Annotated in this window: 29 protein-coding genes; 10 read left to right on the plus strand and 19 right to left on the minus strand. The window is 64.9% G+C overall.

Going from position 1 to position 26,610, the window contains the following annotated elements; all coding sequences use genetic code 11:
- Positions 1–9: 9 nt before the first annotated feature.
- The 3 genes from FHW58_RS12140 to FHW58_RS12150 all read left to right on the plus strand — a co-directional run bounded on the left by FHW58_RS12140 (position 10) and on the right by FHW58_RS12150 (position 2,156).
- The gene (locus FHW58_RS12140) at positions 10–1,131 is read left to right on the plus strand and encodes a cupin domain-containing protein (protein WP_179673419.1); all 1,122 of its coding nucleotides are present in this window, start codon (positions 10–12) and stop codon (positions 1,129–1,131) included.
- Positions 1,132–1,144: 13 nt separating this feature from the next.
- On the plus strand, positions 1,145–1,621 hold the full coding sequence (locus FHW58_RS12145; RefSeq protein ID WP_179673420.1) for a hypothetical protein: 477 nt from the start codon (positions 1,145–1,147) through the stop codon (positions 1,619–1,621).
- A gap of 283 nt (positions 1,622–1,904) precedes the next feature.
- Positions 1,905–2,156 carry a hypothetical protein gene (locus FHW58_RS12150; protein ID WP_179673421.1) on the plus strand — a complete coding sequence of 84 codons (252 nt, stop codon included), beginning with the start codon at positions 1,905–1,907 and terminating at the stop codon, positions 2,154–2,156.
- A gap of 106 nt (positions 2,157–2,262) precedes the next feature.
- On the opposite strand, the gene bamC is transcribed toward FHW58_RS12150, so the two are convergent.
- The 9 genes from bamC to FHW58_RS12195 form a co-directional block, all read right to left on the minus strand.
- On the minus strand, positions 2,263–3,462 hold the full coding sequence (bamC, locus tag FHW58_RS12155; protein ID WP_179673422.1) for an outer membrane protein assembly factor BamC: 1,200 nt from the start codon (positions 3,460–3,462) through the stop codon (positions 2,263–2,265).
- Positions 3,463–3,542: 80 nt separating this feature from the next.
- Positions 3,543–4,418: a 4-hydroxy-tetrahydrodipicolinate synthase gene (gene dapA / locus FHW58_RS12160; protein WP_179673423.1), complete on the minus strand. Its 876-nt coding sequence runs from the start codon at positions 4,416–4,418 to the stop codon at positions 3,543–3,545.
- 84 nt (positions 4,419–4,502) lie between these two features.
- Positions 4,503–5,051 carry a bifunctional 2-polyprenyl-6-hydroxyphenol methylase/3-demethylubiquinol 3-O-methyltransferase UbiG gene (locus FHW58_RS12165; RefSeq protein WP_179673424.1) on the minus strand — a complete coding sequence of 183 codons (549 nt, stop codon included), beginning with the start codon at positions 5,049–5,051 and terminating at the stop codon, positions 4,503–4,505.
- Positions 5,052–5,067: 16 nt separating this feature from the next.
- Positions 5,068–6,270 carry a tryptophan--tRNA ligase gene (locus tag FHW58_RS12170; RefSeq protein WP_179673425.1) on the minus strand — a complete coding sequence of 401 codons (1,203 nt, stop codon included), beginning with the start codon at positions 6,268–6,270 and terminating at the stop codon, positions 5,068–5,070.
- Positions 6,271–6,278: 8 nt separating this feature from the next.
- On the minus strand, positions 6,279–6,953 hold the full coding sequence (locus FHW58_RS12175; RefSeq protein ID WP_179673426.1) for a site-2 protease family protein: 675 nt from the start codon (positions 6,951–6,953) through the stop codon (positions 6,279–6,281).
- 80 nt (positions 6,954–7,033) lie between these two features.
- Positions 7,034–7,657, minus strand: coding sequence for an L-threonylcarbamoyladenylate synthase (locus tag FHW58_RS12180; protein ID WP_179673427.1), 624 nt, complete (start codon positions 7,655–7,657; stop codon positions 7,034–7,036).
- Positions 7,654–8,538: a protease HtpX gene (gene htpX, locus FHW58_RS12185; protein ID WP_179673428.1), complete on the minus strand. Its 885-nt coding sequence runs from the start codon at positions 8,536–8,538 to the stop codon at positions 7,654–7,656. Before htpX ends, FHW58_RS12180 begins: the two co-directional genes overlap by 4 nt.
- Before the next feature lie 95 nt (positions 8,539–8,633).
- On the minus strand, positions 8,634–9,473 hold the full coding sequence (locus FHW58_RS12190; protein ID WP_179673429.1) for a 3',5'-nucleoside bisphosphate phosphatase: 840 nt from the start codon (positions 9,471–9,473) through the stop codon (positions 8,634–8,636).
- Between the two features lie 140 nt (positions 9,474–9,613).
- Positions 9,614–10,501, minus strand: coding sequence for an alpha/beta fold hydrolase (locus tag FHW58_RS12195; RefSeq protein ID WP_179673430.1), 888 nt, complete (start codon positions 10,499–10,501; stop codon positions 9,614–9,616).
- A gap of 134 nt (positions 10,502–10,635) precedes the next feature.
- Between FHW58_RS12195 and FHW58_RS12200 the strand changes: the two genes are divergently transcribed.
- Positions 10,636–11,160 carry a gamma carbonic anhydrase family protein gene (locus tag FHW58_RS12200; RefSeq protein WP_179673431.1) on the plus strand — a complete coding sequence of 175 codons (525 nt, stop codon included), beginning with the start codon at positions 10,636–10,638 and terminating at the stop codon, positions 11,158–11,160.
- 3 nt (positions 11,161–11,163) lie between these two features.
- Positions 11,164–12,120, plus strand: a complete 957-nt coding sequence (gene hslO, locus FHW58_RS12205; protein ID WP_179673432.1) for an Hsp33 family molecular chaperone HslO — start codon at positions 11,164–11,166, stop codon at positions 12,118–12,120.
- Here hslO and FHW58_RS12210 read toward each other — a convergent pair.
- Positions 12,117–13,082 (minus strand): bile acid:sodium symporter family protein, encoded by a 966-nt coding sequence (locus FHW58_RS12210; protein ID WP_179673433.1) that lies wholly within the window; start codon positions 13,080–13,082, stop codon positions 12,117–12,119. The two genes, hslO and FHW58_RS12210, sit on opposite strands and share 4 nt — an antisense overlap.
- Positions 13,082–13,393 (minus strand): hypothetical protein, encoded by a 312-nt coding sequence (locus FHW58_RS12215; protein ID WP_179673434.1) that lies wholly within the window; start codon positions 13,391–13,393, stop codon positions 13,082–13,084. Before FHW58_RS12215 ends, FHW58_RS12210 begins: the two co-directional genes overlap by 1 nt.
- A gap of 114 nt (positions 13,394–13,507) precedes the next feature.
- Here FHW58_RS12215 and FHW58_RS12220 point away from each other — a divergent pair, with 114 nt between their 5' ends.
- The 4 genes from FHW58_RS12220 to FHW58_RS12235 all read left to right on the plus strand — a co-directional run bounded on the left by FHW58_RS12220 (position 13,508) and on the right by FHW58_RS12235 (position 18,196).
- Positions 13,508–15,898: a TonB-dependent receptor gene (locus tag FHW58_RS12220; RefSeq protein ID WP_218892756.1), complete on the plus strand. Its 2,391-nt coding sequence runs from the start codon at positions 13,508–13,510 to the stop codon at positions 15,896–15,898.
- Positions 15,898–17,100 carry a glycerophosphodiester phosphodiesterase gene (locus tag FHW58_RS12225; RefSeq protein WP_179673435.1) on the plus strand — a complete coding sequence of 401 codons (1,203 nt, stop codon included), beginning with the start codon at positions 15,898–15,900 and terminating at the stop codon, positions 17,098–17,100. The genes FHW58_RS12220 and FHW58_RS12225 overlap by 1 nt, the downstream gene beginning before the upstream one ends.
- Positions 17,101–17,239: 139 nt before the next feature.
- Positions 17,240–17,722, plus strand: coding sequence for a DUF4365 domain-containing protein (locus FHW58_RS12230; RefSeq protein WP_179673436.1), 483 nt, complete (start codon positions 17,240–17,242; stop codon positions 17,720–17,722).
- Positions 17,723–17,731: 9 nt separating this feature from the next.
- Positions 17,732–18,196 carry a hypothetical protein gene (locus FHW58_RS12235; RefSeq protein ID WP_179673437.1) on the plus strand — a complete coding sequence of 155 codons (465 nt, stop codon included), beginning with the start codon at positions 17,732–17,734 and terminating at the stop codon, positions 18,194–18,196.
- A 58-nt stretch (positions 18,197–18,254) separates the two neighbouring features.
- On the opposite strand, the gene FHW58_RS12240 is transcribed toward FHW58_RS12235, so the two are convergent.
- Both FHW58_RS12240 and FHW58_RS12245 read right to left on the minus strand, forming a co-directional pair.
- A complete protein-coding gene (locus FHW58_RS12240) occupies positions 18,255–19,436 on the minus strand; it encodes a hemin-degrading factor (RefSeq protein WP_179673438.1) in 1,182 nt (393 codons plus the stop codon).
- Positions 19,437–19,446: 10 nt separating this feature from the next.
- Entirely contained in the window at positions 19,447–21,702 is a 2,256-nt protein-coding gene (locus FHW58_RS12245) for a TonB-dependent hemoglobin/transferrin/lactoferrin family receptor (RefSeq protein ID WP_229265294.1), read from the minus strand.
- Positions 21,703–21,908: 206 nt separating this feature from the next.
- On the opposite strand from FHW58_RS12245, the gene FHW58_RS12250 reads away from it, so the two are divergent.
- Complete coding sequence (locus FHW58_RS12250) at positions 21,909–22,331, plus strand: hypothetical protein (RefSeq protein WP_179673440.1); 423 nt, start codon at positions 21,909–21,911, stop codon at positions 22,329–22,331.
- Between the two features lie 9 nt (positions 22,332–22,340).
- Here the strand turns inward: FHW58_RS12250 and FHW58_RS12255 are convergent, their stop codons facing one another.
- The 6 genes from FHW58_RS12255 to ftsB all read right to left on the minus strand — a co-directional run bounded on the left by FHW58_RS12255 (position 22,341) and on the right by ftsB (position 26,588).
- On the minus strand, positions 22,341–22,871 hold the full coding sequence (locus FHW58_RS12255; RefSeq protein WP_179673441.1) for a gamma carbonic anhydrase family protein: 531 nt from the start codon (positions 22,869–22,871) through the stop codon (positions 22,341–22,343).
- Between the two features lie 12 nt (positions 22,872–22,883).
- Positions 22,884–23,672 carry a hypothetical protein gene (locus FHW58_RS12260; protein WP_179673442.1) on the minus strand — a complete coding sequence of 263 codons (789 nt, stop codon included), beginning with the start codon at positions 23,670–23,672 and terminating at the stop codon, positions 22,884–22,886.
- 49 nt (positions 23,673–23,721) lie between these two features.
- Complete coding sequence (locus FHW58_RS12265) at positions 23,722–24,354, minus strand: glutathione S-transferase (RefSeq protein WP_179673443.1); 633 nt, start codon at positions 24,352–24,354, stop codon at positions 23,722–23,724.
- 79 nt (positions 24,355–24,433) lie between these two features.
- The gene (locus tag FHW58_RS12270; RefSeq protein ID WP_229265296.1) at positions 24,434–25,399 is read right to left on the minus strand and encodes a L,D-transpeptidase family protein; all 966 of its coding nucleotides are present in this window, start codon (positions 25,397–25,399) and stop codon (positions 24,434–24,436) included.
- Positions 25,400–25,445: 46 nt separating this feature from the next.
- Positions 25,446–26,249 carry a hypothetical protein gene (locus FHW58_RS12275; protein WP_179673444.1) on the minus strand — a complete coding sequence of 268 codons (804 nt, stop codon included), beginning with the start codon at positions 26,247–26,249 and terminating at the stop codon, positions 25,446–25,448.
- 6 nt (positions 26,250–26,255) lie between these two features.
- Positions 26,256–26,588 carry a cell division protein FtsB gene (ftsB, locus tag FHW58_RS12280; RefSeq protein ID WP_179673445.1) on the minus strand — a complete coding sequence of 111 codons (333 nt, stop codon included), beginning with the start codon at positions 26,586–26,588 and terminating at the stop codon, positions 26,256–26,258.
- Positions 26,589–26,610 lie beyond the last annotated feature (22 nt).

Raw genomic sequence — 26,610 nt, forward strand, 5'->3', positions numbered from 1 at the left:
AATGCGGGTATGAAAAAACTCCCCCTCCTCGGCAACATCACGCCGGCGCAGTTCCTGCGCGAATACTGGCACAAAAAGCCACTCCTGATCCGCAACGCCATCCCCGGCTTCAAGCCGCTGCTGAGCATGGACGCGCTGACCAAACTGGCCTCCACCAACCACGCCGAATCGCGCCTGGTCACCGGCTTCGGTGGCGAATGGGCGATGCAGCACGGTCCCCTGGACTCCCTGCCGCCGCGCGACCAGCGCGAATGGACCATGCTGGTCCAGGGCGTCAACCTGTTCGACGCCAAGGCCGACGACTTGCTGCGCCAGTTCCGCTTCCTGCCGGACGCGCGCCTCGACGATTTGATGATCAGCTTCGCCACCGATGGCGGCGGCGTCGGTCCGCATTTCGATTCCTACGACGTGTTCCTGCTGCAGGCGCAGGGCCAGCGCCGCTGGCAGATCGGCCCGCAAAAAGACCTGACGCTGATCGACGGCCTGCCGCTGAAGATCCTCGCCAACTTCACGCCGGACGAGGAATTCGTGCTCAACCCCGGCGACATGCTGTACCTGCCGCCGCACTACGCGCATGACGGCATCGCCATCGGCGACTGCCAGACCTATTCGATCGGCTTCCGCTCGCCGTCCTACCAGGAGCTGGGCGAGAACTTCCTGCAGTTCATGGCCGACTCGATCGACCTGCCGGGACGCTACGCCGATCCGGAGCTGGAGCCGACCAGCAAGCCAGCCGAGATCCCGCGCCACATGCTGGCCGCGCTGACCGAGCAGCTGAACAAGGTGCGCTTCACCGAGGAGGACATCACCATCTTCTTCGGCGAGTACATGAGCGAGCCGAAACACAATGTGTTCTTCACCGGCCCGGCCAAGCCGCTCACCGTCGGCAAGTTCGGCGACGCCGTCATGAAGAAAGGCCTGGTGTTGTCGCGCAAGACGCAGATGCTGTATCGCGGCAAGCACGTGTTCATCAACGGCGAATCGTTCGGCGTGGGCAAGCAGGACAAGGCCACGCTGGAACTGCTGGCCAACAACCGCCGGCTGGAGGGCGCCGAGTTCGCCGCCGCCTCGGACGACGTGCTGGAAGCGCTGTACACCTGGTACCAGGACGGCTGGGTCGAGCTGGGCTAATCAAGGAGGCAGCATGGACAGACAGGCGATTCCCTTTTCCACGCGGGCCGAGTTCCAGCAGCACCTGGCCACCTGCCTGTCCCGCGCCCGGCAGACGCTGCAGATGTTCGATCCCGATTACGCCATCTGGCAACTGGGCAGCAGCGCCACCGAGGCCGAGCTGCGCCGCTTCCTGCGCGGCGGCGGCCGGCTGCAGCTGGTGGCGCACGATGGCCGCCAGCTCGAGCGCGAGGCGCCGCGCTTGCTGCGCCTGCTGAAGGACTACGGCCATCTGATCGAACTGCGCCGCACCAGTCCGGCGTTGCGCCAGCTGACCGACTCCTTTTGCATCGCCGACCAGCGCGACATCGTGCGCCGTTTTCACGCCGATCATTTCCGTGGGGAAGCCATTTTTAACGGACCGGAAGACCTGCGCACCAGCGCGGAACGTTTCCTTACAATTTGGATAGAATCCGCAACCGGTTTGATAGCAAACTCAACTGGATTATGAGCCAGTTCGGAGTAAAATGCTGCCAACACGGTAGTTAGCCGGACTAGACGACAACTGAGGTCCAAAACGAAATGTTGCGATATCGCAAAATAGTTATGTGTTAGGTCTATGGAACTATTGCGATGCACTAAAAATCGCTATAATATTCGGCTAGGAAGTTTCCGTTGTCTGGTAGGCACCTTTTAGGTACGAAAGCCTTCGAAGACGACCTAATGAGCGATAATTACCGGTAATTATTAATCGCAACACTGTGTTTAATTTTTGAATTAACTAAGGAAAATCCATGAAAAAATCCCTGCTGATCGCCTCCCTGCTGGCTGTTGCTCTGGCTGCTTGCTCGAAAAAAGAAGAAGCCGCTCCTGCACCAGCTCCAGTAGCTGCTCCAGAAGCTGCTCCAGCACCAGCTCCAGCTCCAGCACCAGCTGCTGACGCTGCTGCTGCCGCTTCGCAAGCTGCTTCGGCTGCTGCTGACGCCGCTGCTGCCGCTTCGCAAGCCGCTTCGGCTGCTGCCGCTGCTCCAGCTGCTTCGAAGTAATATCAGCTAGCGGAAAAAAACCGGCTTCGGCCGGTTTTTTTTCGTCCGCGAGTTTATCGATAAACTCCCGGGAATTAAAAAAGCCGGCTTGCGCCGGCTTTTTTAATTACTTCAACTGCTCGTGCAGCAGCGTGGCGATCTTCTCGCCGACCGGCGTGGTATCCGGCTGGCCCGAATTGTTCAGCACCTTGACGATACTGGTATTGCCCTCGCTGGCCTTGACCGAAATACGGTAGCGCTGCGCTTCCTTATCCGCCTCGTCCGACGAACCCCAGCTAAACAGCTTGCTGAAGAAGCCTTTGCTTTCAGCGCTATCGTTGATATAACGCACGAAGTAAATACCCTGGGTGCGGTCGCGGTCTTCCACGGTGAAGCCGGCGCGGTCCAGCGCCAGGCCGACGCGGCGCCAGGCGCGGTCGAAGCCCTCGTCCACCTGCACCGCGCGGTCGGCGCCGGTGCCCACCAGCGACGCGTGCTGCGGCTGCACGATGGCCGTCTCGACGGCGGTCTTGGCCGACGCCAGCTGCTCGCCGCCATTGCCCAGCTTGTTCATCAGGCGCGCCAGGAATTCCGCCTCCAGGCCCGGATCGTTCGGGCGCGGCATCCACTTGGTGGTTTCCTTCTCGGCGCCGGTGGCCACTTCCTGCACGCCGCGGTGGCTGATGTAGATCTCGCTGGAGCCGTCGGCGCGGCGCTCGATGCGGGTGCGGAACTTGTCGCGCTCGCCGCTCGAATACAGCGAGTCGAACACCTTGCCGACCGTGTTGCGGATCCAGTCCTGCGGGATCTTGGCGCGGTTTTCATTCCACTCGGTTTCCATGATGCCGGCGGCCGGCGCCTCTTCCGACAGCGTGAAGCCCGAGTCTTCCCAGAACTGCTTGAGTTGCGGCCACAGCTGTTCTGGCGTCTGCTTGACCACCAGCCAGCGCTGGTTGCCGTCGCGCTCGACCTTGATGTCGCTCAGGCTCATCTGCACCACGGTGCCGGCGGCCGGCTGGCCCGGCACCACCACGGTGCCCTGGTTCAGCGCGCCCGACTGGGCCGCCTTGGAGGCGTTGTAGCCGGACGCGGTGGCCACGCCGTTATTGGAATCCGGCAGCGAGTAGCGGTTATCTTTTTGCAGCTGGGTCAGGTCCGGCGGCACGTCCAGCGTGCTGGCCTTCTTGGCGGACTTGTAGTCCACCTTGTCGTTGCCGACCACCGAGCCGATCATGCCGCAGCCGCTCAGGCTGGTCACGGTGGCTACCACTGCGCCCACCACCAGCGCGCGCTGCGAGGAAATAAAAGCTGTCTTGCGAATAGTCATGTCGTTACTGTTTTAAGAAGCTGAAGTGCAGCAAAATATGGCCCGACCCAGGTCGGGGCTCGTTGTTCGTTGCGACGGGATTACAGCACGCCGGCTTCGCGCAGGGCCGAGCGGACTGCCTCATGATAACCGTCCGCCAGCGGCACCAGCGGCAGGCGGATGCCGGCCGGCATCTTGCCCATTTCCGCCAGCGCCCACTTGACCGGCACCGGATTGGGCTCGATGAACAGTTTCTGGTGCAGCGGGAACACTTTATTGTTCAGCTCGACGGCCTGGGCGATGTCGCCGGCGATGGCCGCGCGGCACATGTCGGCCATGGCGCGCGGCGCCACGTTGGCGGTGACCGAGATGTTGCCGGCGCCGCCAGCCAGCATCAGGGCCATGGCGGTCGGGTCGTCGCCCGAGTAGACCGCGAACGATTTCGGCGCCAGGCGCAGCAGGTCGTAGCCGCGGCCGATATTGCCGGTGGCGTCCTTGACGCCGACGATGTTGGGGATGGCGGCCAGGCGCAGGATGGTGTCATTGCTCATGTCGGCCACGGTGCGGCCCGGCACGTTGTACAGGATGACCGGCAGGTCCACCGCCTCGGCGATGGCCTTGAAGTGCTGGTACATGCCTTCCTGGGTGGGACGGTTGTAGTAGGGCACTACTTGCAGCGTGGCGTCGGCCCCGGCTTCCTTGGCGTAGCGGGTCAGCTTGATCGCCTCGGCGGTCGAGTTGGCGCCGGCGCCGGCGATGATTGGAATGCGGCCCTTGGCGTGGGCAACCGTCGCCTTGATCAGCGCGCAGTGCTCTTCCACACTCACGGTGGCCGACTCGCCGGTGGTGCCGGCGATGACGATGCTGTCCGTGCCCTCGGCGATGTGCCAGTCGATCAGCTTGTTCAAACCCTCAAAGTCCAGACTGCCGTCTGCGTGCATCGGGGTGACGATTGCTACGATGCTGCCCTTAATCATAGGAAACCACTGCTAAAAGTATTAAAACAACGATTGTAGTCGATCGCTTGCCGCCGTGGTGCATTCGGCGGGACAAATCGACGCTCAAAATGGCGGTAACAGCGCCGCTTCCCGGGGAAAATCCGCCTTCACCGCGCACAGACGTTGCACCATGGCAGCTTTTGGATGGTCGATGACGCCGTCCTCGAAGGCCACCACCCGCAGGCCGTGCTCGGCGGCCAGCGCCAGCAGCTCGCCCGGCTGCAGCAGGAAGGCCGGATTGGACGGCTTGCCGAACTGCTCGTTGCCGGCCGCGAAGGTCTCGTAAAGCAGCACGCCGTTCGGCGCCAGGCTGGCGATCATCGCGCCCATTAGCGGCCGATGCAGGTAGTTTGTGACCACGATGCCGGCAAATCGCTGCGGACCGAAGGGCCAGGCCGCGCCCTCCTCTTCCAGGTCGATGGCGCTGGTGGTGATGCCCGGACCGCAGGCGGCGGCCAGCGCCGTGGTGTCGCGGTCGACCGCCACCACCTCGTGGCCGAGCGCGGCCATGTGCCGCGAATGGCGGCCGCTGCCGCAGGCGAGGTCCAGCACGGCGCCGCCGGGGACCAGGGGCGCATAGCGCTGCACCCAGGGGGAAATGTGATCACTCATCGCTTTTTACCTGCTTTTACGTATAAGCCAGGCCCATGGCCTCGCGCACATCGCGCATGGTGTCCAGCGCCAGCTTGCGGGCCGCGTCGTTGCCGTCGGCAACCATGGCGCGCACCAGCGACGGATCGTCCAGATACGGCTGGGCGCGCTCGTGCATGGGCTCCTGTTCCTTGATGATGGCGTCGATGACCGGCTGCTTGCACTCGATGCAGCCGATGCCGGCCGAGGTGCAGCCCTTGACCACCCACGCCCTGGTCGGCGCGTCGGAATACACCTGGTGGAACTGCCACACCGGGCAGCGCTCGGGGTCGCCGGCGTCGCTGCGGCGCACGCGCGCCGGGTCGGTCGGCATGGTCTTGATCTTCTTGCTGACCGTGTCCTTGTCCTCGCGCAGGGCGATGGCGTTGCCGTAGCTCTTGGACATCTTGCGGCCGTCCAGCCCCGGCAGGCGGGCGGCCTCGGTCAGGCGCGCCTGCGGCTCGACCAGGATCAGCTTGCGGCTGCCTTCGAGGTAGCCGAACAGGCGCTCGCGGTCGCCCATCGACAGGCTCTGGGCGTCGTCCAGCATGGCCTTGGCCTGGGCCAGCGCCGCGTCCTTGCCGTGCTGCTGGTATTCGGTGCGCAGTTCGTTGTACAGCCTGGCGCGCTTGCTGCCCAGCTTTTTGACCGCGTCCTGCGCCTTCTCCTCGAAGCCCTTTTCCTTGCCGTATAGGTGATTGAACCGGCGCGCGATCTCGCGCATCATTTCAATGTGCGGCACCTGGTCCTCACCCACCGGCACCTGGCTGGCGCGGTAGATCAGCACGTCGGCCGCCTGCAGCAGCGGATAGCCGAGGAAGCCGTAAGTGGCCAGGTCCTTGTTGGCCAGATTCTCGATCTGGTCCTTGTAGGTCGGCACCCGCTCCAGCCAGCCCAGCGGCGTGGCCATCGACAGCAGCAGGTGCAGCTCGGCGTGCTCGGGCACGCGCGACTGGATGAACAGCGTGGACTGCGACGGGTCGATGCCGGCCGCCAGCCAGTCGATCAGCATGTCCCAGGTGCTGCGTTCGATGACGGCGGGGTCGTCGTAGTGCGTGGTCAACGCGTGCCAGTCGGCCACGAAGAACAAACACGGCAGCTCGGTCTGCATCTTGATCCAGTTTTTCAGCGCGCCATGGTAGTGGCCGAGGTGCATCGCGCCGGTGGGGCGCATGCCGGAGACGACACGGTCGGGATACATGGCAGGCCTCAGCTAAACAGCAGCTGCAAGGGGTAGATCAGCGCCTGCCACACCAGGTGCACCGCGTACATGCCGCGCAGCAGTAGGCCGTTCAGCAAGCCGAACTGCATCGCCAGCACCAGGCCGATGAACACGAACAGGCCGTAGCGCTCGATGCGCGCGTACGGCCGCGCCAGCGACATCGGCAGCAGGCCGGTGACGATGCGGCCGCCGTCCAGCGGCGGCAGCGGGATCAGGTTGAACACGCACATGGCGGCGTTCACCATCCAGCCGGCTTCGGCCATCTTGATGAAGAAGTTTTCCGGATCGGTGTGGAACACCTGGATCAGCACCACCCACAGCGCCATCCACGCCAGGCCCATGACAAAGTTGGCGCCGGGGCCGGCCGCGGCCACGAAAATCATCTGCTTTTTCGGATTGCGCAGGCGGCTGAAATCGACCGGCACCGGCTTGGCGAACCCGAGCGGCGGCAACGTCGCGATGGCCAGCAGCAGCGGCAGGATGACGGTGCCGAACAGGTCGATGTGCTTGAGCGGATTGGCGGTGAGCCGGCCTTCGTTGGCGGCGGTGGGGTCGCCGAAGTAGCGGGCGACGTAACCATGTGCGGCTTCATGCAGGGAAATTGCAAAAAGAACAGGGATGGCGTAGACCGTGGCGGTCCGAACAATGCTATCAATATCCATGGAGCGGGATTTTACCAGAGGCTGGTTTGCCTACTTGCGGCGCCGTCAAAGGCCGACGCCCTCGCCTAGTGTGTGGGGAATCAGAGTCCGACCGCGGCCGCGTCGCCGCGGCCCTGGCGCACCAGCACCGCCGCGTCGCCGGTCAGGTCGATCACGGTGGTCGGCTCCATGCTGCAGGCGCCGCCGTCGATGATCAGCTCCAGTTGCTTGCCGAGGCGTTCGCAGATGATGTCGGCGTCGTTGAGCGGCTCGGTTTCGCCCGGCATGATCAGCGTCGTGCCCAGCAGCGGCTGGTCCAGCTCGGCCAGCAGCGCGTTCATGATGTTATCTTCCGGCACCCGCAGGCCGATGGTCTTGCGCGATGGATGGCTGAGCCGGCGCGGCACGCACTTGGTCGCCTCCAGGATGAAGGTGAACGGCCCCGGCGTGGCCGCCTTGAGCAGGCGGAACTGGCGGTTGTCGACGCGGGCGTAGACGCCCAGCTCGCTCAGGTCGCGGCACAGCAGCGTCAGGTGATGCTTCTCGTCGATGCCGCGGATGCGGCGCAGGCGCTCGACCGCGCCCTTGTCGTCCAGGTGGCATACCAGCGCGTAGCAGGAGTCCGTCGGCACGGCGACGATGCCGCCGCCGTGAACGATCTGCGCCGCCTGCTTGATCAGGCGCGGCTGTGGATTGACGGGATGGACCTGGAAAAATTGGCTCATGCTCGGGATTGTACGCTACGCAGCGCGGCGATGCGCTGTTCAAACGGCGGGTGGGTCGAGAACAGCGCGCCCCAGCCGCCGCCGTTGGTGATGCCCGAGGCGGCAAACGACTGCGGCAGCGCGCCCGGCTCCATGCCGTTCAGGCGCGCCAGCGCGTGCTGCATCGGCACGGTGCTGCCCAGCAGCTTGGCCGACCCGGCGTCGGCGCGGAATTCGCGCTGGCGCGAGAACCAGGCGACGATCAGCGAGGCCACCAGGCCGAACACGATTTCGCAGACAAACACGGTGATCATGTAGCCGATGCCGGGGCCGCGGCGCTCCTCGTTCTTGTTGAGCATATTGTCGACGAAGAAACCGACGATGCGCGCCAGGAACACCACAAAGGTGTTGGTCACGCCCTGGATCAGCGTCATGGTGACCATGTCGCCGTTGGCGATGTGCGCCACCTCGTGGCCCAGCACGGCTTCGACCTCGTCGCGGTTCATGCTTTCCAGCAGGCCGGTCGAGACCGCGACCAGCGCCGAGTTCTTGAACGCGCCAGTGGCGAAGGCGTTCGCTTCGCCTTGGTACACGGCCACTTCCGGCATGCCGATGCCGGCGCGCTCGGACAGCGCCTTGACGGTGTTCACCAGCCACAGCTCGGTGGAGTTGGACGGGTTGTCGATCACGCGCGCGCCGGTCGACCACTTGGCCATCGGCTTGGAGATCAGCAGCGAGAAGATGGCGCCGGTAAATCCGACCACCAGCGAAAACGCCAGCAGGCTGCCCAGTTGCAGCGTGCTGCCCGAGCCCGGACGGCCTATGCCCAGCAGGGACAGGACGATGGACAGCACCAACATCACAGCCAGGTTGGTGGCGATAAACAGGATTATGCGTTTCATGATTCTCTCCGGTACGGGCAATTTGCCGAAATCATAAGGTAAGACCGGGCTAACGCAAAATCAAGATACTTGCCGACGGTAATCGGCAGCGGAAATTACCACCAGTCCTTCCAGACCGGCGTGACATTGGCGGGCAGCGGCGGCAAGGCCGCGAAATCGACGCGGGACTCGCCCGGCGCGTGGAAATCGGTGCCGCGCGAGGCCAGGAAGCCGTAGTAGTTTGCCAACTGCGCGTATTCCGGGTACTGGTCCGGCGTGTGGCTGCCGGTCACCACCTCGATGGCGGCGCCGCCCAGCTGCTTGAACTCGTCGAACAACTGGCCCTGCGCCAGCGGCGAGAAGCGGTAGCGGCCCGGATGGGCGATCACCGCCACGCCGCCGGCGTTGCGGATCCAGTGGACCGACTGCTCCAGCGAAGCCCAGCAATGCGGCACATACCCCGGTTTGCCTTCGGACAGGTATTTCTTGAACACCTCCGCCGTGCTGGCGCAGGCGCCGATCTCGACCAGGTAACGGGCGAAGTGCGTGCGCGACATCAGGTCCGGGTTGCCGACATACTTCAGCGCGCCCTCGTAGGCGCCGTCGATGCCGATGGCCTCCAGCTGTTTGGCGATCTCGCGGCCGCGATTGTCGCGGCCGGAGCGGGTGCAGGCCAGGCCTTCTACCAGCGCGCGGTTGTGCTCATCGATTTGCAGGCCGACGATGTGCACCGTCTCGTTGGCCCAGGTAATCGAGATTTCCACGCCGGGGACAAAGCGCATGCCCTGCGCCTCGGCCGCCGCGCGCGCGGCGGCAATGCCGCCGACCTCGTCGTGGTCGGTCAGCGCCCAGGCCTCGACGCCCGCCTTGCGCGCGTACTCCGCCACGGCGGCCGGCGCCAGGACGCCATCGGAAACGTTGGAATGACAATGCAGGTCGACTTTCATGGCTGTCATTGTACATCCAAGTCTGCGTTTGCTCCGTCAAAGTCAGCGTTTGCTCCGTCATTCCGGCGCAGGCCGGAATCCATACACAGCGGACAGCATGCCATGCTTGCGTTCCATGGGTTCCGGCCTGCGCCGGAACGACCCGGGGCTCAGGCGGCGAGGAATGCTTCGATCATCTGCGCCAGCGCCAGCGGCTGGTCGTGGTGCAGCATGTGGCCGGCGTCATGCACCATTTTTTTGGTGACGTCGCGCAGGTGGCCGAGGCGGCGCTCCAGCTCGACGCGGCCGGCCGGCCTGGCGCCCATCCAGTCCCACATATTGGTCTGGTCGGCCTCGACCCACAGCACCGGCGCGCTGATCGCCTGCCAGCAGGCCATGACGTCGTCCACATGGTAGGGCAGCGGCCCGGCCTGCTTGTGCACCGGGTCGCCGAGGATTTCCCATTCGCCGGCGTCGTTCTGCGCCGACCAGTGCTGCGCCAGGAAGGCGGCCTTGTCGTCGCTGAGGCGGGGATTGGTCTTTTGCAGGCGCGCGGCGACGGCGGCCTGGCTCGGGTAGCTGCGCATCTCCGGCTGTTCCAGCAGGCCGTCCAGCCACTTGGCGTAGCGGCCCGGCGCCTGCTCCGGCCTGGCGCCCTTGAGGCCGGCGCCTTCCAGGTTGATCAGCTTGCGGATGCGTTCCGGCCGCGCGCCGGCGTACAGGCCGACGATGTTGCCGCCCATGCTGTGCCCCAGCAGGTAGACCGCCTGGTCCGGCGAGTAGTGGCGCAGGATGGCGTCCAGGTCGGCCAGGTAGTCGGGGAACCAGTAGGTGTCCAGGCCGCTGCGCTGCGACAGGCCAAAGCCGCGCCAGTCCGGCGCGATCACGTGCCAGTCGCCCTGCAAGGCGTCCACCACGAACTGGAACGAGGCGCCCACGTCCATCCAGCCGTGCAGCATGAACAGCTTGGGCGCGCCTTCCCTGCCCCAGTGGCGCACGTGGCAGCGCAGGCCGCGGATGGTCAGGAACTCGGATCGGGACGGTTTGTGGAGGTTCATTCTCTCTGCCTTGAAAATACGGGGGCCAGCGCCATATCGGACACTTGCTAGCGTGAAGCAAAATAATAGCACGACCGTTCGCTAGGCGCGCAAGCGTAAAATAGCGTCATCCCACCGTACACAGCCAGGTTCCAATGTCAATATACCAACTGGGCGATCACACGCCCGAGATTGCCGCATCGTCATTTGTTGCCGATTCTGCCACTGTGATTGGCAAGGTGACCCTGCACGAACACAGCTCGGTGTGGTTCGGCGCCACGCTGCGCGGCGATAACGAGCGTATCACCATCGGCGACAACAGCAATGTCCAGGAAGGCACGGTGATGCACACCGACATCGGCTACCCGCTGACCGTGGGCCGCAACGTCACCATCGGCCACCAGGCCATGCTGCACGGCTGCACCATCGGCGACGGCTCGCTGGTCGGCATCCAGGCGGTGATCCTCAACGGCGCCACCATTGGCAACGGCTGCCTGGTCGGCGCCGGCGCACTGGTCACCGAAGGCAAGACCTTTCCCGACCACGCGCTGATCATCGGCGCGCCGGCCAAGGTGGCGCGCCAGCTGACGGCGGAGGAAGTGGCCGCCCTGCAAGGCAGCGCCGCCAGCTATGTCCAGCGCGCCCAACTGTTCAAGACGCAACTCAACAAGATCGGATAAATAATGAGCACCACCACCATCGGCCAGGACACCCTGCAGAAATTCATCTTCGACAACGCCGCCGTGCGCGGCGAATTGATCGACATCTCCGCCACCTGGCGCGAAGTGCAGTCGCGCCACCACTACCCGGTCGCGGTCAAGAAAGTGCTGGGCCAGATGACGGCCGCCGCCGCGCTGCTGTCGGCCAACCTGAAGTTCAACGGCTCGATCATCATGCAGATCCATGGCGACGGTCCGGTGCGCCTGCTGGTGGTCGAGTGCGACGCCGACCTGCGCCTGCGCGCCACCGCCAAGCTGAATCCGGACGCCGCGATTGCCGACGACGCCACGCTGACCGCGCTGCTGAACGAGCACGGCAAGGGCCGCTTCATCATCACCCTCGACCCGCTGGAAAAAGTGCCGGGCCAGCAGCCGTACCAGGGCATCGTGCCGCTGGACGGCGACGACGTCAGCACCGTCATCGAAAACTACATGCTGCGTTCGGAACAGCTGGACACCAAGCTGTGGCTGGCGGCCGACGACAACGTCTCGCGCGGCCTGCTGCTGCAAAAGCTGCCGCACCACGGCGGCAAGGCCGAGGCCACGCCGGTCAGCGAGGAAGAGGCGCTGGAAACCTGGAACCGCGCCGTGATGCTGGGTTCCACGCTGAAGGAGCAGGAGCTGCTGGACACCGGCATCGACGTGCTGATCCAGCGCTTGTTCTGGGAGGAGACCATCCGCGTGTTCGATCCGCTGCACCCGCAGTTCCACTGCAGCTGCACGCGCGAGAAGGTCGGCAATATGCTGAAGATGCTGGGCCGCGAGGAAATCGACAGCGTGCTCGCCGAGCAGGGCCACGTCGGCGTCAACTGCGACTTCTGCGGCAAGCACTACGAGTACGACCAGGTCGATTGCGCGCAGCTGTTCGCCAGCAACGCCCCGGTCGAGACCTTACTGCCGGCCGGCGAAGCCAAGCACTAATCCACCTCTTGGGCGTAGCGCTGTGCCAGCACGGCGCACACCATCAGCTGCAGCTGGTGGAACAGCATCAGCGGCAGCACCACGGCGCCCAGCGCGCCGCCGGCAAACAGCACCTTGGCCATCGGCACGCCGCTGGCCAGGCTCTTCTTGGAGCCGCAGAACACGATCGCAATCCGGTCCTCGCGGTTGAAGCCAAGCCGGCGCGCGGCCTGGGCGCTGATGAACATCACCAATCCCAGCAGCACCACATTGATCACCATTAGCCCGGCCAGCGTGCCCCACGACACCTCGTGCCACAAGCCCTGCCCGACCGCCTCGCTGAAGGCGGTGTACACCACCAGCAGGATCGAGCCCTGATCGACCAGCCGCGTCAGCGCCTTGTTGCGCTCGACCCAGCCGCCGATCCAGCGCCGCGCGATCTGGCCGGCGATGAACGGCAGCAGCAGCTGCAAGGCGATCTGCAAGGCCGACTCCAGCGGCGAACCGCCGGCCATCTGCGCCGAGGTCAGCAAGCCGACCAGCACCGGCGTGATGAAGATGCCGAACAGGTTGGACGCCGACGCGCTGCATATCGCCGCCGGCACGTTGCCGCGCGCCGCCGCCGTGAAGGCGATCGACGACTGCACGGTGGACGGCAGCATGCACAGGAACAGGATGCCGAGGTACAGGTCGGGCGTCACCAGCGGCGACAAGACCGGCTTCAACACCAGCCCCAGCAGCGGGAACAGCGCAAACGTGCACAGCATCACCAGCAGGTGCAGCCGCCAGTGCGTGATGCCGGCGATCACCGCCTCGCGCGACAGCTTGGCGCCGTGCAGGAAGAACAGCAGCGACACAGCCACGTGCGTGATGTTGTTGAAGATGATTTCACCCTGGCCGTGGCAAGGGAACACACTGGCGAGTAGCACGGTGACGATCATCGCCAGCGTAAAGTTATCCGGCAAAAAACGGGGACGCTTCATTATTTGGGGCACTTCACTTCCAGCACATCGATGGCGCCGACGGTTTTAGCGGACGTGGCGCTGCGCACGAGATCGACGCGCTCCACACAATTCTTTTGCAGCAGGCGCTCGTAGGTGCGGGTGCAACTGATCACCGCCTCGGCGCCGCTGCCGGCGTTGCAATAAAAGCCCTCGGCCTGCATGCGCACCAGCGCCTGCTCCATCGGCATGCCGGGCTGCACGGTCTGGGTGACAAAATGCCCCAGCCGGTTCTGGTCGATCGAGCAGGCCGCCAACACCAGGGGCAGCGCTGCCAACAAAATTCTGCGCATCGTCGCGTTCTCCTTATTTCCAGACAGAAGTGTAACGCAATGTAGGCGTCATGATCCGGTCACACTTGGTCCCTATGATGCGCAGCGTTATTTAACCTTCAATCTGGACACTTCATGAACAAGAAATTCTCCGTCGTCTGCTTCGCCGCGCTGAGCTTCCCGATGCTGGCCATGGCCGCCAACGTTGCCGCCGCAGTGGCCGATATGGCCGACACCCCAGCCGCCGTCGAAACTGCGTCGGAGGCCGAAGCGGCCGCCGCCGGCCCGATCGCCACCGTCGAAGTGGCCACCCGCAAGAGCCGCTCGTCGGTCGAACTGGGCAAGAACGACATGCAGAAGATCCTGCCCGGCATCAACCCGCTGAAGGCGCTGCAGACCCTGCCGGGCGTCAGCTTCCAGACCGCCGACCCGTGGGGCAACAACGAACAAAACCTGTCGCTGTTCATCCACGGCTTCAGCGGCCAGCAGCTGGGCTACACGCTGGATGGCGTGCCGCTCGGCGACCAGCAATACGGCAACTACAACGGCCTGTCGCCGCAGCGCGCCATCACCAGCGAAAACGTCGGCAGCGTGATCCTGTCGTCCGGCGCCGGCGACCTGTCGACCGCCTCGACCAGCAACCTGGGCGGCACCATCGAGACCTTCTCCAGCAACCCGCTGCCAAACCGCAACCTGTCGGCGCAGCAGACCGTCGGCAGCTACAGCACCTCGCGCACCTTCCTGCGCTACGACACCGGCAACTTCGGCGACGGCAACAGCGCCTACATCTCGGCCGTGCACCACGAGCAGAAAGCCTGGGACTTCCAGGGCCGCCAGGGCGGCGACCAGGTCAACGCCAAGTTCGTCAACAACGGCAACAACGGCAAGCTGACGCTGTACTTCGCCTACTCGGACAAGATCGAGCCGAACGAGGACAGCACCGTGCGCTCGGCCACCGAGAAGTACCAGCCGTACACCCGTCCGTTCCTGTACCCGAACTTCCAGCAGGCGTTGAACTACCTGTCGGCCACCGGCGCCACGCCGGCCGCGGACGGCAACAACTACCGCAACTACTACAGCGACGCCCAGCGCACCGACTACCTGACCTACGCCAAGTACGACTGGAACATCAACGACAGCACCACCTGGTCCAACCAGCTCTACTACCACAACGACGACGGCGTTGGCGTGGTGGCCGGCCCGATCGGCGTGGCCGGCCTGCCGGCGCTGTTCGCGGTCTACTTCCCGGGCCAGAATCTGAAGCAGGTGTTCGGCAATTCCGGCTACGCCACCCGCACCACCGAGTACGCGATCAACCGCAGCGGCTGGCTGTCGAACCTCAAGACCGAGTTCGGCAACCACACACTGCAAGCCGGCCTGTGGTTCGAGCACAACCGCTCGTCGGCCTACCGCCGCTGGTACGCGCTGGACGTCAACAACCCGAGCTCGCCGTACGACCGCCCCAGCAATCCGCTGATCACCCAGTACGGCAGCGAGATCGACAACAAGGTCGCGCAGCTGAGCCTGCAGGATGAATGGCGCGTGCGGCCGGACCTGGCGCTGCAAGCCGGCTTCAAGTCCAGCCTGCAGTTTGCCGATGGCCAGTTCCCGGTGCAGCCGAAGAACGGCGCCATCGCCAACTCGACCGCGCTGCCGGTCGGCACCATCGACACCAAGAAATGGTTCCTGCCGCAGATCGGCGGCCGCTGGGACATCACCGCGCAAGACCAGGCCTTCTTCAACGTGCAGAAGAACATGCGCCAGTTCGTCACCTACGGCGGCGGCGGCGCGTCGCCGTGGAGCTTGTCGAGCCAGGGCGCGTTCGACCTGTTCAAGCAGACCGGCAAGCCGGAAACCTCGGTCACCTACGAAGCAGGCCTGCGCAGCAGCCACCCGTTGAACTGGGGCGCGCTGAGCGCGATCGACGGCCAGATCAACGTCTACCACGTCGACTTCAAGGACCGCCTGCTGCAGATCAGCCCGACCTCGGTGATCTCGTCGATTATCGGCGGCAACCTGGCGGTGCTGACCAACGTCGGCAGCGTCAAGACCAACGGCGTCGACCTGTCGGCCACGGCCCACTTCGGCCGCGCCTTCTCGCTGTACAACGCGCTGTCGTACAACGATTCCAAGTACGACGACAACTACCTGAACGGCAACGCCGTGGTGCCGACCGCCGGCAAGAAAGTGCCGGGCAGCCCGGAGTGGATGAACAAGACCGTCGCCACGCTGAACGTGGCCGATACCGAGTTCCAGCTGATCGGCGACTACGTCGGCAAGCGCTACGCCACCTACACCAACGACCTGTGGGTCAAGAGCTACTTCCTGATGAGCCTGGGCGTCTCGGGCAAGCTGCCGTTCCTCAACGGCGGCTGGGTCAAGAATGCGCGCTACCGCCTGAACGTGACCAACCTGGCCAATCGCGAGGGTGACCTCAACGTGGTGGTCGGCGCGGCCAGCGGCACGTACAATACCTTCCCAATTGCACCTCGTCAGGGGTTCCTGACTTTGATGGCGGACTTCTGATGACCACACTGTATTTGCCCAAGCGGCTGTCGCGCCGCGGCTTCCTCCAGACGGCGGCGGCGCTGGCCGCCACCTCGGCCGGCGGCCTGCTGCTGCCGGGCCTGGCCCAGGCCGGCAGCATGCTGGCGCCCGGCGCGCCGGCCACGCCGGACCTGTCCGGCATGCCGGGCGTGGCGCCGGTTGGCACCGCCCAGCCCAAGCCGCTGATCTTCGGCCACCGCGGCGCCAGCGCGTTGCGTCCCGAGCATACGCTGGCGTCGTACGCCAAGGCGATCGCCGACGGCGCCGACTATGTCGAGCCGGACCTGGTCAGCACCAGGGACGGCGTGCTGGTGGCGCGCCACGAAGCGTTCCTGAGCGAGACCACCGACGTCGCCAGCCACCCGGAATTCGCCAGCCGCAAGACCCGCAAGACCATCGACGGCGAAACGCATGAAGGCTGGTTCGTCGACGACTTCACGCTGGCCGAACTGAAAACGCTGCGCGCGGTCGAGCGCATTCCGCAATACCGTCCGGGCAGCGCGCAGTACAACGGCATGTACCAGGTGGCGACGTTCGAGGAAATCATCGACTTCGTCGCGGCCGAGGCGGCGGCGCGCGGACGCATCGTCGGCATCGTGCCCGAGCTGAAGCACTCGACCTACTTCGCCAGCGTCGGCCTGCCGCTGGAAGACCGTTTCCTGGCCATCCTGGGCGCGCACGACTACACCCGCCGCAACCCGGTGGAAATCCAGTCGTTCGAAGTGGCCAACCTGAAATACCTGCGCGGCAAGCTGGGCCGCCGCGCCAACCTGCGCCTGATGCAGCTGGTGATCGGCGAGAACGTGCGGCCGATGGACGTGGCGGCCGCCGGCGGCACGCTGACGTTCGCGCAGATGTGCACGCCGGCCGGCCTGCGCGACATCGCCCAGTACGCCGACGTGGTGGCGCCGCCGACGCGCAGCATCATCCCGCTGAACAAGGACGGCACGCTGGCCGCGCCGTCGTCGCTGGTGGACGACGCGCACCAGGCCGGCCTGCGGGTGGAGCCCTGGACCTTCCGTCCGGAGAACCACTTCCTGGCCGCCGACTTCCGCAACAGCGCCGGCGACGCCGCCCGCAACGAGGCCGGCTCGATCGCCGAAATGAAACGCTACATCGCCACCGGCATCGACGGCTTCTTCACCGACGACCCCGCCCTCGGCCGCGCCGCCCTGGGTTGATGCCCGTCACGCCGGGGGACACTCCTCCGGCTGGCGTGCCACAACGCCAGGATGTGTGGGCAGGTCACTGAATACGTTCAGCCGACTTTGCACGCTTGAGCTATCCTTCCGTGATGCCCGTATTCAGACAGAGGTGAACGTGGTAGCTAGCAAAAAAGATCAAAATGCCATAGGTGAGCGTGGTGAATCAATATTTTTCACGCGCATTACTGCATTACATGGGCCCAGGCCACTGTTTAAGCCAGCCTTCCTTGGCGACAAGTGGGCGGTAGCTGATTATGCGATTGAGCTCGTAGGTCATCCAGGACGATATTTTCTTGTTCAAGTCAAGGCGACTACCAATGGCGTGAATGCTATGGGCAATCTGAAGGCACAGGTTGAACATTTTCGGTATCAAAAACTCGTGAATGCCTGGATACCAACCTATGTGGTGGGTGTTGACGACTCTACTGAAGAGGCTTACGTGTGTGCCACCCGACCACTTAAAGGCGGACTCAGCTCTATCAAGACCAGTTTTCCGCTGCGGGATCCGATCGTTCGTCAACAGCTTTATGATGAAGTCCTCGCATTCTGGAAAAAAGCTGCTGGCAAGGGCCGTCCCTGGACTTCCCGCCTTTATTAGGATTGATATATGAATTCCTCCGAAGCATGGTTTATTGGACAGCGCGCCGACAGTTTGGCGACTATGTATCTGACAAGAATACCTTCGTTACGTATCGAACGCCTTTCCTCCGACATGGGGATCGACTACTTGGTTCAAGTAGATAAACATCCCACGCAATTTTTTGGAATTATCATAAAAGCATCAAGAACGATGCGCGGACTTATTAAAGATTCATCTTTGAGCCAGAAAATGGTGGATGAACTTTTAAAACAAACGAAGAATGCCGTCTTTCCAGTCGCGTTACTTGCGGTCGATATTAAAACCGAAGAGATGAAATTCGGCTGGATCAATTTCAATTCACAAAGTAAATCCCTGAAGAGCCTATCGACCGTGGATATGCAGCCTGCCAGTAAAGAAACGCTGCAAAAAGCACTGCGGGATGTGAGGGATTGGTATGCAGAGCTGAGAAAGCAGGAGCTGTCAAATCTCTAGCCCAGGGGTAAGAGACTCATGAAAAGGGCCAGAATGTTCCTTTGGCCCTTCGCTTTGTTTAGCGGCTGGCCTGGCGAGTTGTTTCGGCCCTGGGCAGTGCGGCGGTAAGGTCGATCCAGGCTTGTGGGATCGGGCGTTCTTTGCTGCGCACGCCGAAGAAGCTGACGACTTCGTTGCCGTCCCTGTCGTAAAACTCGACGTTCACCACGCCGGCGCGCTTGACGACGTAGCCGCTGACGAAGGCGCTGTCGCGCAGGTGCAGGTTGAACTCCGGGTCCAGCACATTGAAGTAGCCGCCCGCTTCTTTCACCGTGGTGATCTGGCCGCTGTAGATCTGGATGGTCGCGCTATTGCCCAGGAAAGCCATGATCGGCACTTGCTGCCTGGCCGCCTGCTCCAGCAACTGGCGTACCGCTTTCGGGTCGATGCGTTGCACCTTGTCGACCGGTCCCAGACGCAGGCCCTGCTCGCGCGTGACGCCAAACTCCGCCAGCAGGCGGTTGAACTGGTGAACGTCGTTGATTTCGTTCCACGCCGCCTGAAATTCCTTGACGTCGATCGCGCTGTCCGGCTTGACGGCCGGCTTGAGCGGCGCCGGCGACACGTTCAGGTCGGCGCTTTGCAGCGGGTTGCGGAAGTCGGCGACGATCTTGTCGAACACGGCCACGCCGGCCTCGCTCTTGACGTACAGCTTGTGCGCGGCGTTGCCGTGCTGGTCGAAGAATTGCAGGCTGCGCATCGGCACGCCATCCTTGCCTGGCTGGACCACGGCAAACGCGTATTTCCAGTGCTTGAAGGTGAAGCGCAGGTCGATGTCGCCGCCCAGGTAGCCGCCGGCGATGTTGCGCAGGCGCGCTTCGCGTTCTTTCTCCTTGTCGGCGTCGAGGCCGGTCACTTCTTCCTGTTGCTTCAGGCGCGTGGCCACGCCGGTGCGTTCGATGACGCCGTTTTCGTTGCGCGTCAGCGCCATGACTTTGCCGAGGTCGAGCGCGCGGCGCATGATTTCGCGCGGCACGTTGTCGCCTTCGCGCAGGCGCGTGACGGTCTTGCCGAGACCGGTCGCGGCCAGCAGTTCGGCTTCCGACACATGCAGTCTGGCGGCGGCGTCGCGCAGCGCCAGCCTGGGCTCGGCGGCGCGCAGCGCGTCGTACTGTTCCTGCAGACTGGCGGCGCCGGCCGGTACGGACGAGATCAGCAAGGCGCCGGTCAGCGCCAGGGCAATGCGGTGATGAGGTTTCATGGCGAGCTCCTTAGTAGATCACTTTGAGGTTGACGGCATAGTTGCGGCCCGGACGGGCCTGGCGTTCGATGTCGGCCAGCGTGGCGACGCTGGTGCCGGCCGGCAGGCTACGCGACGAGGCATAGTCCCAGTACTTCTTGTCGCCGACGTTGTAGACGCCGCCGCTGAGCGTGACGTGCTGGCTGATCTTCCAGTAGGCCGTGAAGTCCAGCACGGTGTAGCCGGGCACGGCGAACAGGCCGGCGGTGCCGCCGGTCAGCACGTCGCCGGCGGCGCGCTTGCCGCGCGCGCTGCTGGCGGTCAGCGCCGCGCCGCCGCGCAGGCCCGGATCGTCATAGGCGAAGGTGGCGTTGGCCTTGTACGGCTGCACCGACGGCAGGTCGGCCTTCCTGCCGCTGCTGGTGTTTTCCGACGTGCCGCGCGAGGCGCCGGCCGCCAGGTTCACGCTGTAGCCTTGCACCGCCCGCAGCCACGGGCCCAGTTCCCAACGCGCGCTGAATTCCACGCCATAGATGTTGGCCTTGCCGATATTCTCCGGCCGGAACAGGCCGAAGGTGATGGTCGGGTAGTTGACCGGATCGGCCGGCTGCGTGGCGTACTCGATGAAGTTGCTGTAGCGGGTGTCGAACAGCGCGGCGCTGAATTCCACGCCCGCCGCCGGCGCGCCCTTCAGGCCGACTTCGAAGGCGTTGCTGGTTTCCTTGTGCAGATTGGGATTGCCCAGCACGGCGTAGCCATTGCCGCTGCCGGTGTAGCTGAACGAGTCGTAGGTACCGGTGCGCTCAGCCGCCGACGGTAAGCGCGTCCCCTTCGCGTACTGCGCGTAGGCGTTGAAGCTGGGCGCCAGTTCCACCGACAGGTTCAGCGACGGCGTGACGAAGGAATCGGTTTCGGCCTTGATTTCTTTGGCGGCGGCCGGCACGGCAACGATGTAGTTCTGCAGGTTTTTGGGCGTCAGCTTGCGCTGCTCGGCGCGCAGGCCCGGCGTCAGCGTGGCGGGCTTGCCGGCCAGCGTGAAGCCGATCTCGTCGCGCACGTAGGCGACGTATTTGTCGGTGTCCATGTCGGCCATGCGGTTCTTCAGCGTGGTCTGGTGGGCGCCGGTCCTGACCACCAGGCGGTCCTCGCGCCACGGCCGGCGCGTCTGCTGCTGCTCGTAGCTGAGACCGTAACTCAGCAGGTTGCCGCCCAGTTGCCTGGTGGCGTCCAGCGCCAGCCCCTTGCTGTCGTTGTAGTAGCCGGTGTGAATGTCGCGCACGTAGGGCTGGGCGCCGCTGATGTAGTCGGCGTGGGTCAGGTCGACCACCTCGGCTTTCTGCGTGTACAGCCGGGTGTCCAGCGTGTCGAACAGGGCGATGCCGGCCGGCGTCCACTGGTGCTCGACGCTGAAGCGGTTGCGTTTGGTATTGGAATCTTGCGTGGCGCCGTCCGGGTAGGAGGCGCCGGTCTTGTTGTCGAAGGCGCGCTGGTGCTCGTTCTTGTAGCTGTCGATCGTCAAGCCCAGCTTCTGGCCCCTGGCGATGGTCCAGTTCAGCTTGGCCAGGATGGCGCGCGAATCCCAGTCATCGGGATTCAGCGGCGCGCTGCCGGTGCTCAGCGCCTGTTCGCCGGTGCGGTGGGCGGCGACGATCAGCGCTTGCAGGCCCGGACCGATGTCGGCCGCGCCGGTGACCGCGTGCAGGCGCATGCGGTGGTCCGAGGTGTAGCCGAACTTGTATTCGCCGTACGCCTTGCGCTTGCCGTCCAGATAGTCCTCCGGCGCCTTGGTGATGAACGATACCGAACCGCCCAGGCCCGGCGTGCCGCCGCCGGCCGGACTGGCGCCGGAACCGATGCGCACTTCGCGGAAGGTCTCCGGGTCGAAGTAGTCGCGGCCGATGCCGAAGGCGTTGTTGGTGCTGCCGTCGGGCCGCGCGGCCGCGTCCGGCAACGAGATGCCGTCCACCTCCAGGCTGACGCGGTTGCCTTCGACGCCACGGATGTTGATGCCGGTATTGCCGGCGCCGTCCCAGATGTTGCCGCCGCCGCTGGCCGCCGCCGGCACCGCCACCAGCGGCGCATAACGGGCGATGTTGGCCATGTCGATGGCGTTGTTCTGTTCCAGCTGGCGCGCGCTCAGCACGGTGGTGCTGCCCTTGCTGGTGGCGTTGAGGTCGTCGCGCCTGGCCTGGACCAGGATTTCCGACAGTTGCGCATCCTGCGCCACCGCCGGCAGAACGGCGGCGCCCAGCGTGACCAGCAACGCCGAGCGTACGTGTAAAGACAAGGGCGCGGCCCGGTGCCGGGCGCCCATCAAGGTAGCAGCCATCATAATGATCCAAGTGTGAGAGAGTTGAACAGCTGGCTCTCGAACGCTGGACGATCGCTGGCAAGAAAGACATATTAACAATAATGATTCTCATTTACAAGAGGCAATGCGATCAACATTGATAATTCCGCTACAATCAGCACATGGAACGCCTTTCTTTGACCATGCCCCATACGGCCGCCGGCGGCACCCCGTCCTGGGCGCCGGCGGTCAGCGCGCTGTGCGCGGCCGGCGGCGCGGCGCTGGCGCTGTGGTGGAACGCCATGTGGCCGCTGGCCATCAGCCTGGGCGGGGCGCTGGCGTGCGGCTGGCTGATGCACACGCAGCCGCTGGAACGGGAAGTGGAATATTTTTCGGCCGATGAGGACGGCCTGCGCTATGTGCACGCGCCCGGCCGGGATGACCGGGTGTCGCGCTACCAGTGGTCGGAGATTCTGGCCGTCAGCGCCACCGGCGACGGCCTCACGGTGCAGACCGGCCGCGGTACGCTGAAGGGCGCGGCGGTGTTCCTGCCGATGGCCTGCGACGCCGACCGCCGCGCGGCGGTGGCGGCCGCCGAGCACTGGCTGGCGGCCTACCGGCTGTAGACGCCGGGATCAGCCGGCCAGGTAGTTGTTCTTGACCCGCACGTAATGCTCGGCCGAGTACTTCAGGTAGGCGATCTCCTCCGCCGTCAGCGCCCTCACCTTCACCGCCGGACGGCCGACGTACAGGTGGCCGCTTTCCAGCACCTTGCCTGGCGCCACCAGGCTGCCGGCGCCGACCATCACGCGGTCCTGCACCACCACGTCGTCCATGATGATGGCGGCCATGCCGATCAGGCATTCATTGCCGATGGTGCAGCCGTGCAGCATGGCCTGGTGGCCGATGGTGACATAGTCGCCGATGATCAGCGGCGAGCCTTGCGGCTTCTTGTCGTTCTTGTGCGAGACGTGGCCCATGGCGAAGTCCTGCACATTGGTGCAGTTGCCGATGACGATGCGGTTGACGTCGCCGCGCAGCACGGTGTTGCACCAGATCGAGCAATCCTTGCCGACGGTGACGTCGCCGATCACTTGCGCCGACGGATGCAGGTACAGGCCCTCGCCCAGTTGCGGCGAGGTGTTGAGGTAGGAGGTGACGGCCATGCGCTGAAGTCCTTATTTGCGGGTGTATTTCGCCATCATGGCGATCAGTTCGTTCTGGTGGGCCGCCATCCAGTTCCAGATGGCCTCGACCTGGTCGCGGTGGGCGGCGTAGTAGACCGGATTGGTGCCCAGCCAGATGTTGCTGCTGAACAGGGGCATGCGCAGGCGCACCACTTCACCGGCGTAGCGCTCGGCGATGGCCTGGTCCATGTCGTGGGGCATGCCCACCGTCAGCGCCACGCCATCGACGCGCTTGAGCTTGAGCTTGCCGACATTGCTGTCCAGGTCGCGGCCGCCGTCATCGACCTTGATGCCGGCCTCGCGCACGGTCTCGGTGTAAGGCGCGCCGAACGGCACGCCGATCACGCGGCCCTGGAAATAGCGCGGCGTGATGGTGTCGGCCGGCAGCTGGTCGGCGGCGCGCACCAGCACGATGATGCTGGTGTGGATGGCGCGGCCGCGGTCCGGCGCGCCGCCACGGTCGCGCGGCAGCACCACGTCCTGCGGCAGGTCGGCGCGTTCCTCGATCGGCAGATAATCCACCATGCCGGTTTGCAGCGCGATGCGCAGCCGGTGGGCCGGCAGGCGCACGAACTGCACCGGGCACGGAATGGTGGCGGCGGCGGCGGCGCGCAGGTAATCGACCGCCACGCCGGGCGGATCGGGCACCTCGCTGCCCTTGCCCAGCCAGTACGGCGGCCGGTCCTGGTCCATGTAGCCGATGCGCACCGGCGGGCAGGCGGCGGCGTGGACGCTGGCGGCGGCCAGCAGGGCGAGAAACATCAGGACGGGGCGCAGCATAAACTATTCAAAGATACGATGACGAAAACGCCATTATATCCGTGACAACTCAGCCTTGGTAAGTGCCGTCGCCATGCGGCGCGGCGCGGAACTCGGGCAGCGCCTCGGCCAGGCGCGAGTAGTCGGCCAGCGCCGGATAGTCGGCCGGCGCGATCACGTCCGGCAGCATCTGCTGGATGAAGTGCCAGGTGACGGCCTGCATCACGCCCGGCGGCGGCATGGCGGCGCTGGTGGCCGCCAGCGGCTGCCGGCCTTGCTCGGCCTCCAGCGCGTCCAGCGCGGCGCGCAGTTGCAGGATGACGCGGTCGGCCCACGGCTGGTGCAGTTTTTCCGCCGGCCGCAACTGGCGTTCATAGACCAGTTGCACCGCCTTGTCGCAGGCCGCCAGCGCCAGCCCCAGCAGGCGTTGCGAGCGCATCAGCTCGGTGGGCATGGTGGGCGTGCGGCGGGCCGATGGGCGGGCGATGGCTTCGGCGTATTGCAGGATCAGCGTGGAGTCCATCAGGGCGTTGCCTTCCTCGTCCAGCAGCGTCGGCGCCTTGACCACCGGGTTGATCTGGCGGAATTGCTCGAAGGTGCTGAAGACCGACAGCGACTGGTGCTCAAATTTCAGGCCCAGCAGTTGCAGGGAGACCGCCACGCGGCGGACGTAGGGGGAATCGAGCATGCCGATCAGTTTCATGTTTTTCCTCAATGCGGTGTGAGATGGCGGGGCGCGTGCTTTCACCGCCGGCCGCACCCCGCAGTGTAGCCGATGGCGCTTACGATTGCAGCAACACCGTCGCCCCCCGCCCCACCGCGCGCACCACCTGCATCACGTCCCAATTGGTCAGCCGCACGCAGCCGTGCGACTGCGTCTTGCCGATCTTGCCCGGCTCCGGCGTGCCATGGATGCCGTAATGTTCGATGCTGAGGTCGATCCACGCCAGCCCCACCGGGTTGTTCGGCCCGGCCGCGATGCGCGCCTTGGTGTCGCCCGCCTTGGCGTCCCAGAACAGCTTGGGGTTGTAGCGGTACTCCGGATTGGTGGCCACGCCGCGCACCTGCCAGCGCCCCTCCGGCAGCGGGTCGTGCTTGCTGCCGGTGCTGGCCGGGAACTGCGCGAACGGCATGCCGCCCGCGTCCAGCAAGGTCAGCGTGCCCTCCGTCGCGTCCACCAGCACCGAGGTCGCCTTCGGCAGCGGCTTGATGATGGCCACGTTCGGCACCAGCAACTGCTCGCCCGCCTTGTTCAGCTTCTTGCCCGGATTGAGCCGGCGCAGCAGCTCGGGGCTGCAATGAAACCGCTCTCCCAGCGCCTCGGCCAGGCTGGCATAGCCGAGCGCCGGCAGCCTGGCCTTGCCGGCCATGTCGGACGGCACCGGCGCGTACGGCCCGGCCACGTCCCTGGCGGTGACGGTGTAGACCGCCAGCACCGGCGCCTCGTCGCGCTCCAGTTCCTTCCAGGTGGCGGCGTCGATGGTGCCGCTGACGGTCAGCTGGCGCAGCTTCTGAAAGCCGCGAATCGCCTGGCGCATATTGCCGCCGTAGCTGCCGTCCATCTCGCCCGGCGAAAAATGCGCGCGGTCCAGCAGCACCTGCGCGCGCAGCACGTTCGGGCCGCCGCTGCGCGGCGTCACCGGCTGCGCGCGTTGTGTGGCATTCAGGGTATCGGCGGCGGACAGCGCCGGCTCGGCGGCGAAGGCGCTGGCGGCAGCCAGCATCGGGACCAAAAATAAAGCTTTCAAACCAGACTCGGGAGGCAAACGGGGAAGCGCATTCTAGCGTAGCGTTTCAATCCTTGCGGTACCTTTGCATCACGTAGCCGAGACGGTTGCGGTTGGTGTCCAGCCAGGTCCACAGCGCCTCGGCCTGCTGCGGATGGGCGTGGTAGAAGCTGTCGTTGAACGCCAGCCACAGGCGGATGTTGAGCAGCGGCTGCTGCAGTTGCATGATCTCGCCCTTGTACTTGTCCAGCGTCTGCTTGAGGTGGGACGGCATGACCGCCGCCACCACCACGCCGTCGACCCGGCCCAGCCGCAGCTTCTCGATGTTGCGGTCGAGGTCGCGGGCGCCGTCGTCCAGCGTCAGGCCGGCTTCGCGCAGGCGCGCGGTGTAGCTGTTGCCCATCGGGATGCCCAGCGTTTTGCCGCGAAAGTACTGCATCGGGTTGGTGTTGGGCGGCAGCTTGTCGCGCGTGCGCACCAGCACCAGCACCTGGTTGTGCATGGCGCGATTGAGGTCGATGTTGCCGGCCTTGTCGCGCGGGATGGCGATTTCGGCCGGATAGAACGGCATCTCGCCCAGCGGCGCCAGGTCGATGTCGCCGGCCGCCAGCGCGATCTTGATGCGCGCCGCCGGCAGCCGCACCCAGCTCGGCGTGCAGGGGCCGAAGCCCGACGCCTGCACGGCGTCGCGGATCAGATCGACGCCGGCGCCGGGCGGGTCGGGCACCTTGTCGCCGTCGCCCAGCCAGTAGGGCGGACGGTTCTGGTCGACATAGCCGACGCGGATCGGGATGCAGCTGGGCGCCGGCGCGGCAGAGGCGAGTGCCGAAGCGGCAAGCAACATCGATAGTATGCCAGCGCGCAGCGTCATGGGAAATCAGGGATGGGGAGGAGGATCCGCCGGCTTGGGCGCCAGCGGTGGCAAGGCGGCCGCCTGGCCCTTGCCGACGATCTGCACGAAGATCTCGTTCTGCTTGATCATGCTGAGTTCGTAGCGCGCGCGCTCCTCGACGGCGCCGGTGCCGTCCTTCAGGTCGCGCACCTCGGAATCGAGCTTGGCGTTGCGGGCCAGCAGTTCGGCGTTCTTCTGGTGCGCCGCCTCGACTTGCATTTCAACGTCTTTGACGCGCAGCCAGCCGCCCTTCCCCAGCCATAGCGGGTACTGGATCAGCAGCAGCAGGAAAGCCAGTCCGAGCGTAATCAGGCGCATGAAACCATCCAACAGCGGCCGG

This window comes from Duganella sp. 1224, from assembly GCF_013408245.1.
In the GTDB taxonomy this organism is placed as follows: Bacteria; Pseudomonadota; Gammaproteobacteria; order Burkholderiales; family Burkholderiaceae_D; genus Rugamonas.

Excerpts from the sequence above, each read along its gene's own strand:
- FHW58_RS12140 (WP_179673419.1), top strand. The coding sequence starts at position 10 with ATGAAAAAACTCCCCCTCCTCGGCAACATCACGCCGGCGCAGTTCCTG.
- FHW58_RS12145 (WP_179673420.1), top strand. The coding sequence starts at position 1,145 with ATGGACAGACAGGCGATTCCCTTTTCCACGCGGGCCGAGTTCCAGCAG.
- FHW58_RS12150 (WP_179673421.1), top strand. The coding sequence starts at position 1,905 with ATGAAAAAATCCCTGCTGATCGCCTCCCTGCTGGCTGTTGCTCTGGCT.
- bamC (WP_179673422.1), bottom strand. The coding sequence starts at position 3,462 with ATGACTATTCGCAAGACAGCTTTTATTTCCTCGCAGCGCGCGCTGGTG.
- dapA (WP_179673423.1), bottom strand. The coding sequence starts at position 4,418 with ATGATTAAGGGCAGCATCGTAGCAATCGTCACCCCGATGCACGCAGAC.
- FHW58_RS12165 (WP_179673424.1), bottom strand. The coding sequence starts at position 5,051 with ATGAGTGATCACATTTCCCCCTGGGTGCAGCGCTATGCGCCCCTGGTC.
- FHW58_RS12170 (WP_179673425.1), bottom strand. The coding sequence starts at position 6,270 with ATGTATCCCGACCGTGTCGTCTCCGGCATGCGCCCCACCGGCGCGATG.
- FHW58_RS12175 (WP_179673426.1), bottom strand. The coding sequence starts at position 6,953 with ATGGATATTGATAGCATTGTTCGGACCGCCACGGTCTACGCCATCCCT.
- FHW58_RS12180 (WP_179673427.1), bottom strand. The coding sequence starts at position 7,657 with ATGAGCCAATTTTTCCAGGTCCATCCCGTCAATCCACAGCCGCGCCTG.
- htpX (WP_179673428.1), bottom strand. The coding sequence starts at position 8,538 with ATGAAACGCATAATCCTGTTTATCGCCACCAACCTGGCTGTGATGTTG.
- FHW58_RS12190 (WP_179673429.1), bottom strand. The coding sequence starts at position 9,473 with ATGACAGCCATGAAAGTCGACCTGCATTGTCATTCCAACGTTTCCGAT.
- FHW58_RS12195 (WP_179673430.1), bottom strand. The coding sequence starts at position 10,501 with ATGAACCTCCACAAACCGTCCCGATCCGAGTTCCTGACCATCCGCGGC.
- FHW58_RS12200 (WP_179673431.1), top strand. The coding sequence starts at position 10,636 with ATGTCAATATACCAACTGGGCGATCACACGCCCGAGATTGCCGCATCG.
- hslO (WP_179673432.1), top strand. The coding sequence starts at position 11,164 with ATGAGCACCACCACCATCGGCCAGGACACCCTGCAGAAATTCATCTTC.
- FHW58_RS12210 (WP_179673433.1), bottom strand. The coding sequence starts at position 13,082 with ATGAAGCGTCCCCGTTTTTTGCCGGATAACTTTACGCTGGCGATGATC.
- FHW58_RS12215 (WP_179673434.1), bottom strand. The coding sequence starts at position 13,393 with ATGCGCAGAATTTTGTTGGCAGCGCTGCCCCTGGTGTTGGCGGCCTGC.
- FHW58_RS12220 (WP_218892756.1), top strand. The coding sequence starts at position 13,508 with ATGAACAAGAAATTCTCCGTCGTCTGCTTCGCCGCGCTGAGCTTCCCG.
- FHW58_RS12225 (WP_179673435.1), top strand. The coding sequence starts at position 15,898 with ATGACCACACTGTATTTGCCCAAGCGGCTGTCGCGCCGCGGCTTCCTC.
- FHW58_RS12235 (WP_179673437.1), top strand. The coding sequence starts at position 17,732 with ATGAATTCCTCCGAAGCATGGTTTATTGGACAGCGCGCCGACAGTTTG.
- FHW58_RS12240 (WP_179673438.1), bottom strand. The coding sequence starts at position 19,436 with ATGAAACCTCATCACCGCATTGCCCTGGCGCTGACCGGCGCCTTGCTG.
- FHW58_RS12250 (WP_179673440.1), top strand. The coding sequence starts at position 21,909 with ATGCCCCATACGGCCGCCGGCGGCACCCCGTCCTGGGCGCCGGCGGTC.
- FHW58_RS12255 (WP_179673441.1), bottom strand. The coding sequence starts at position 22,871 with ATGGCCGTCACCTCCTACCTCAACACCTCGCCGCAACTGGGCGAGGGC.
- FHW58_RS12260 (WP_179673442.1), bottom strand. The coding sequence starts at position 23,672 with ATGCTGCGCCCCGTCCTGATGTTTCTCGCCCTGCTGGCCGCCGCCAGC.
- FHW58_RS12265 (WP_179673443.1), bottom strand. The coding sequence starts at position 24,354 with ATGAAACTGATCGGCATGCTCGATTCCCCCTACGTCCGCCGCGTGGCG.
- FHW58_RS12275 (WP_179673444.1), bottom strand. The coding sequence starts at position 26,249 with ATGACGCTGCGCGCTGGCATACTATCGATGTTGCTTGCCGCTTCGGCA.
- ftsB (WP_179673445.1), bottom strand. The coding sequence starts at position 26,588 with ATGCGCCTGATTACGCTCGGACTGGCTTTCCTGCTGCTGCTGATCCAG.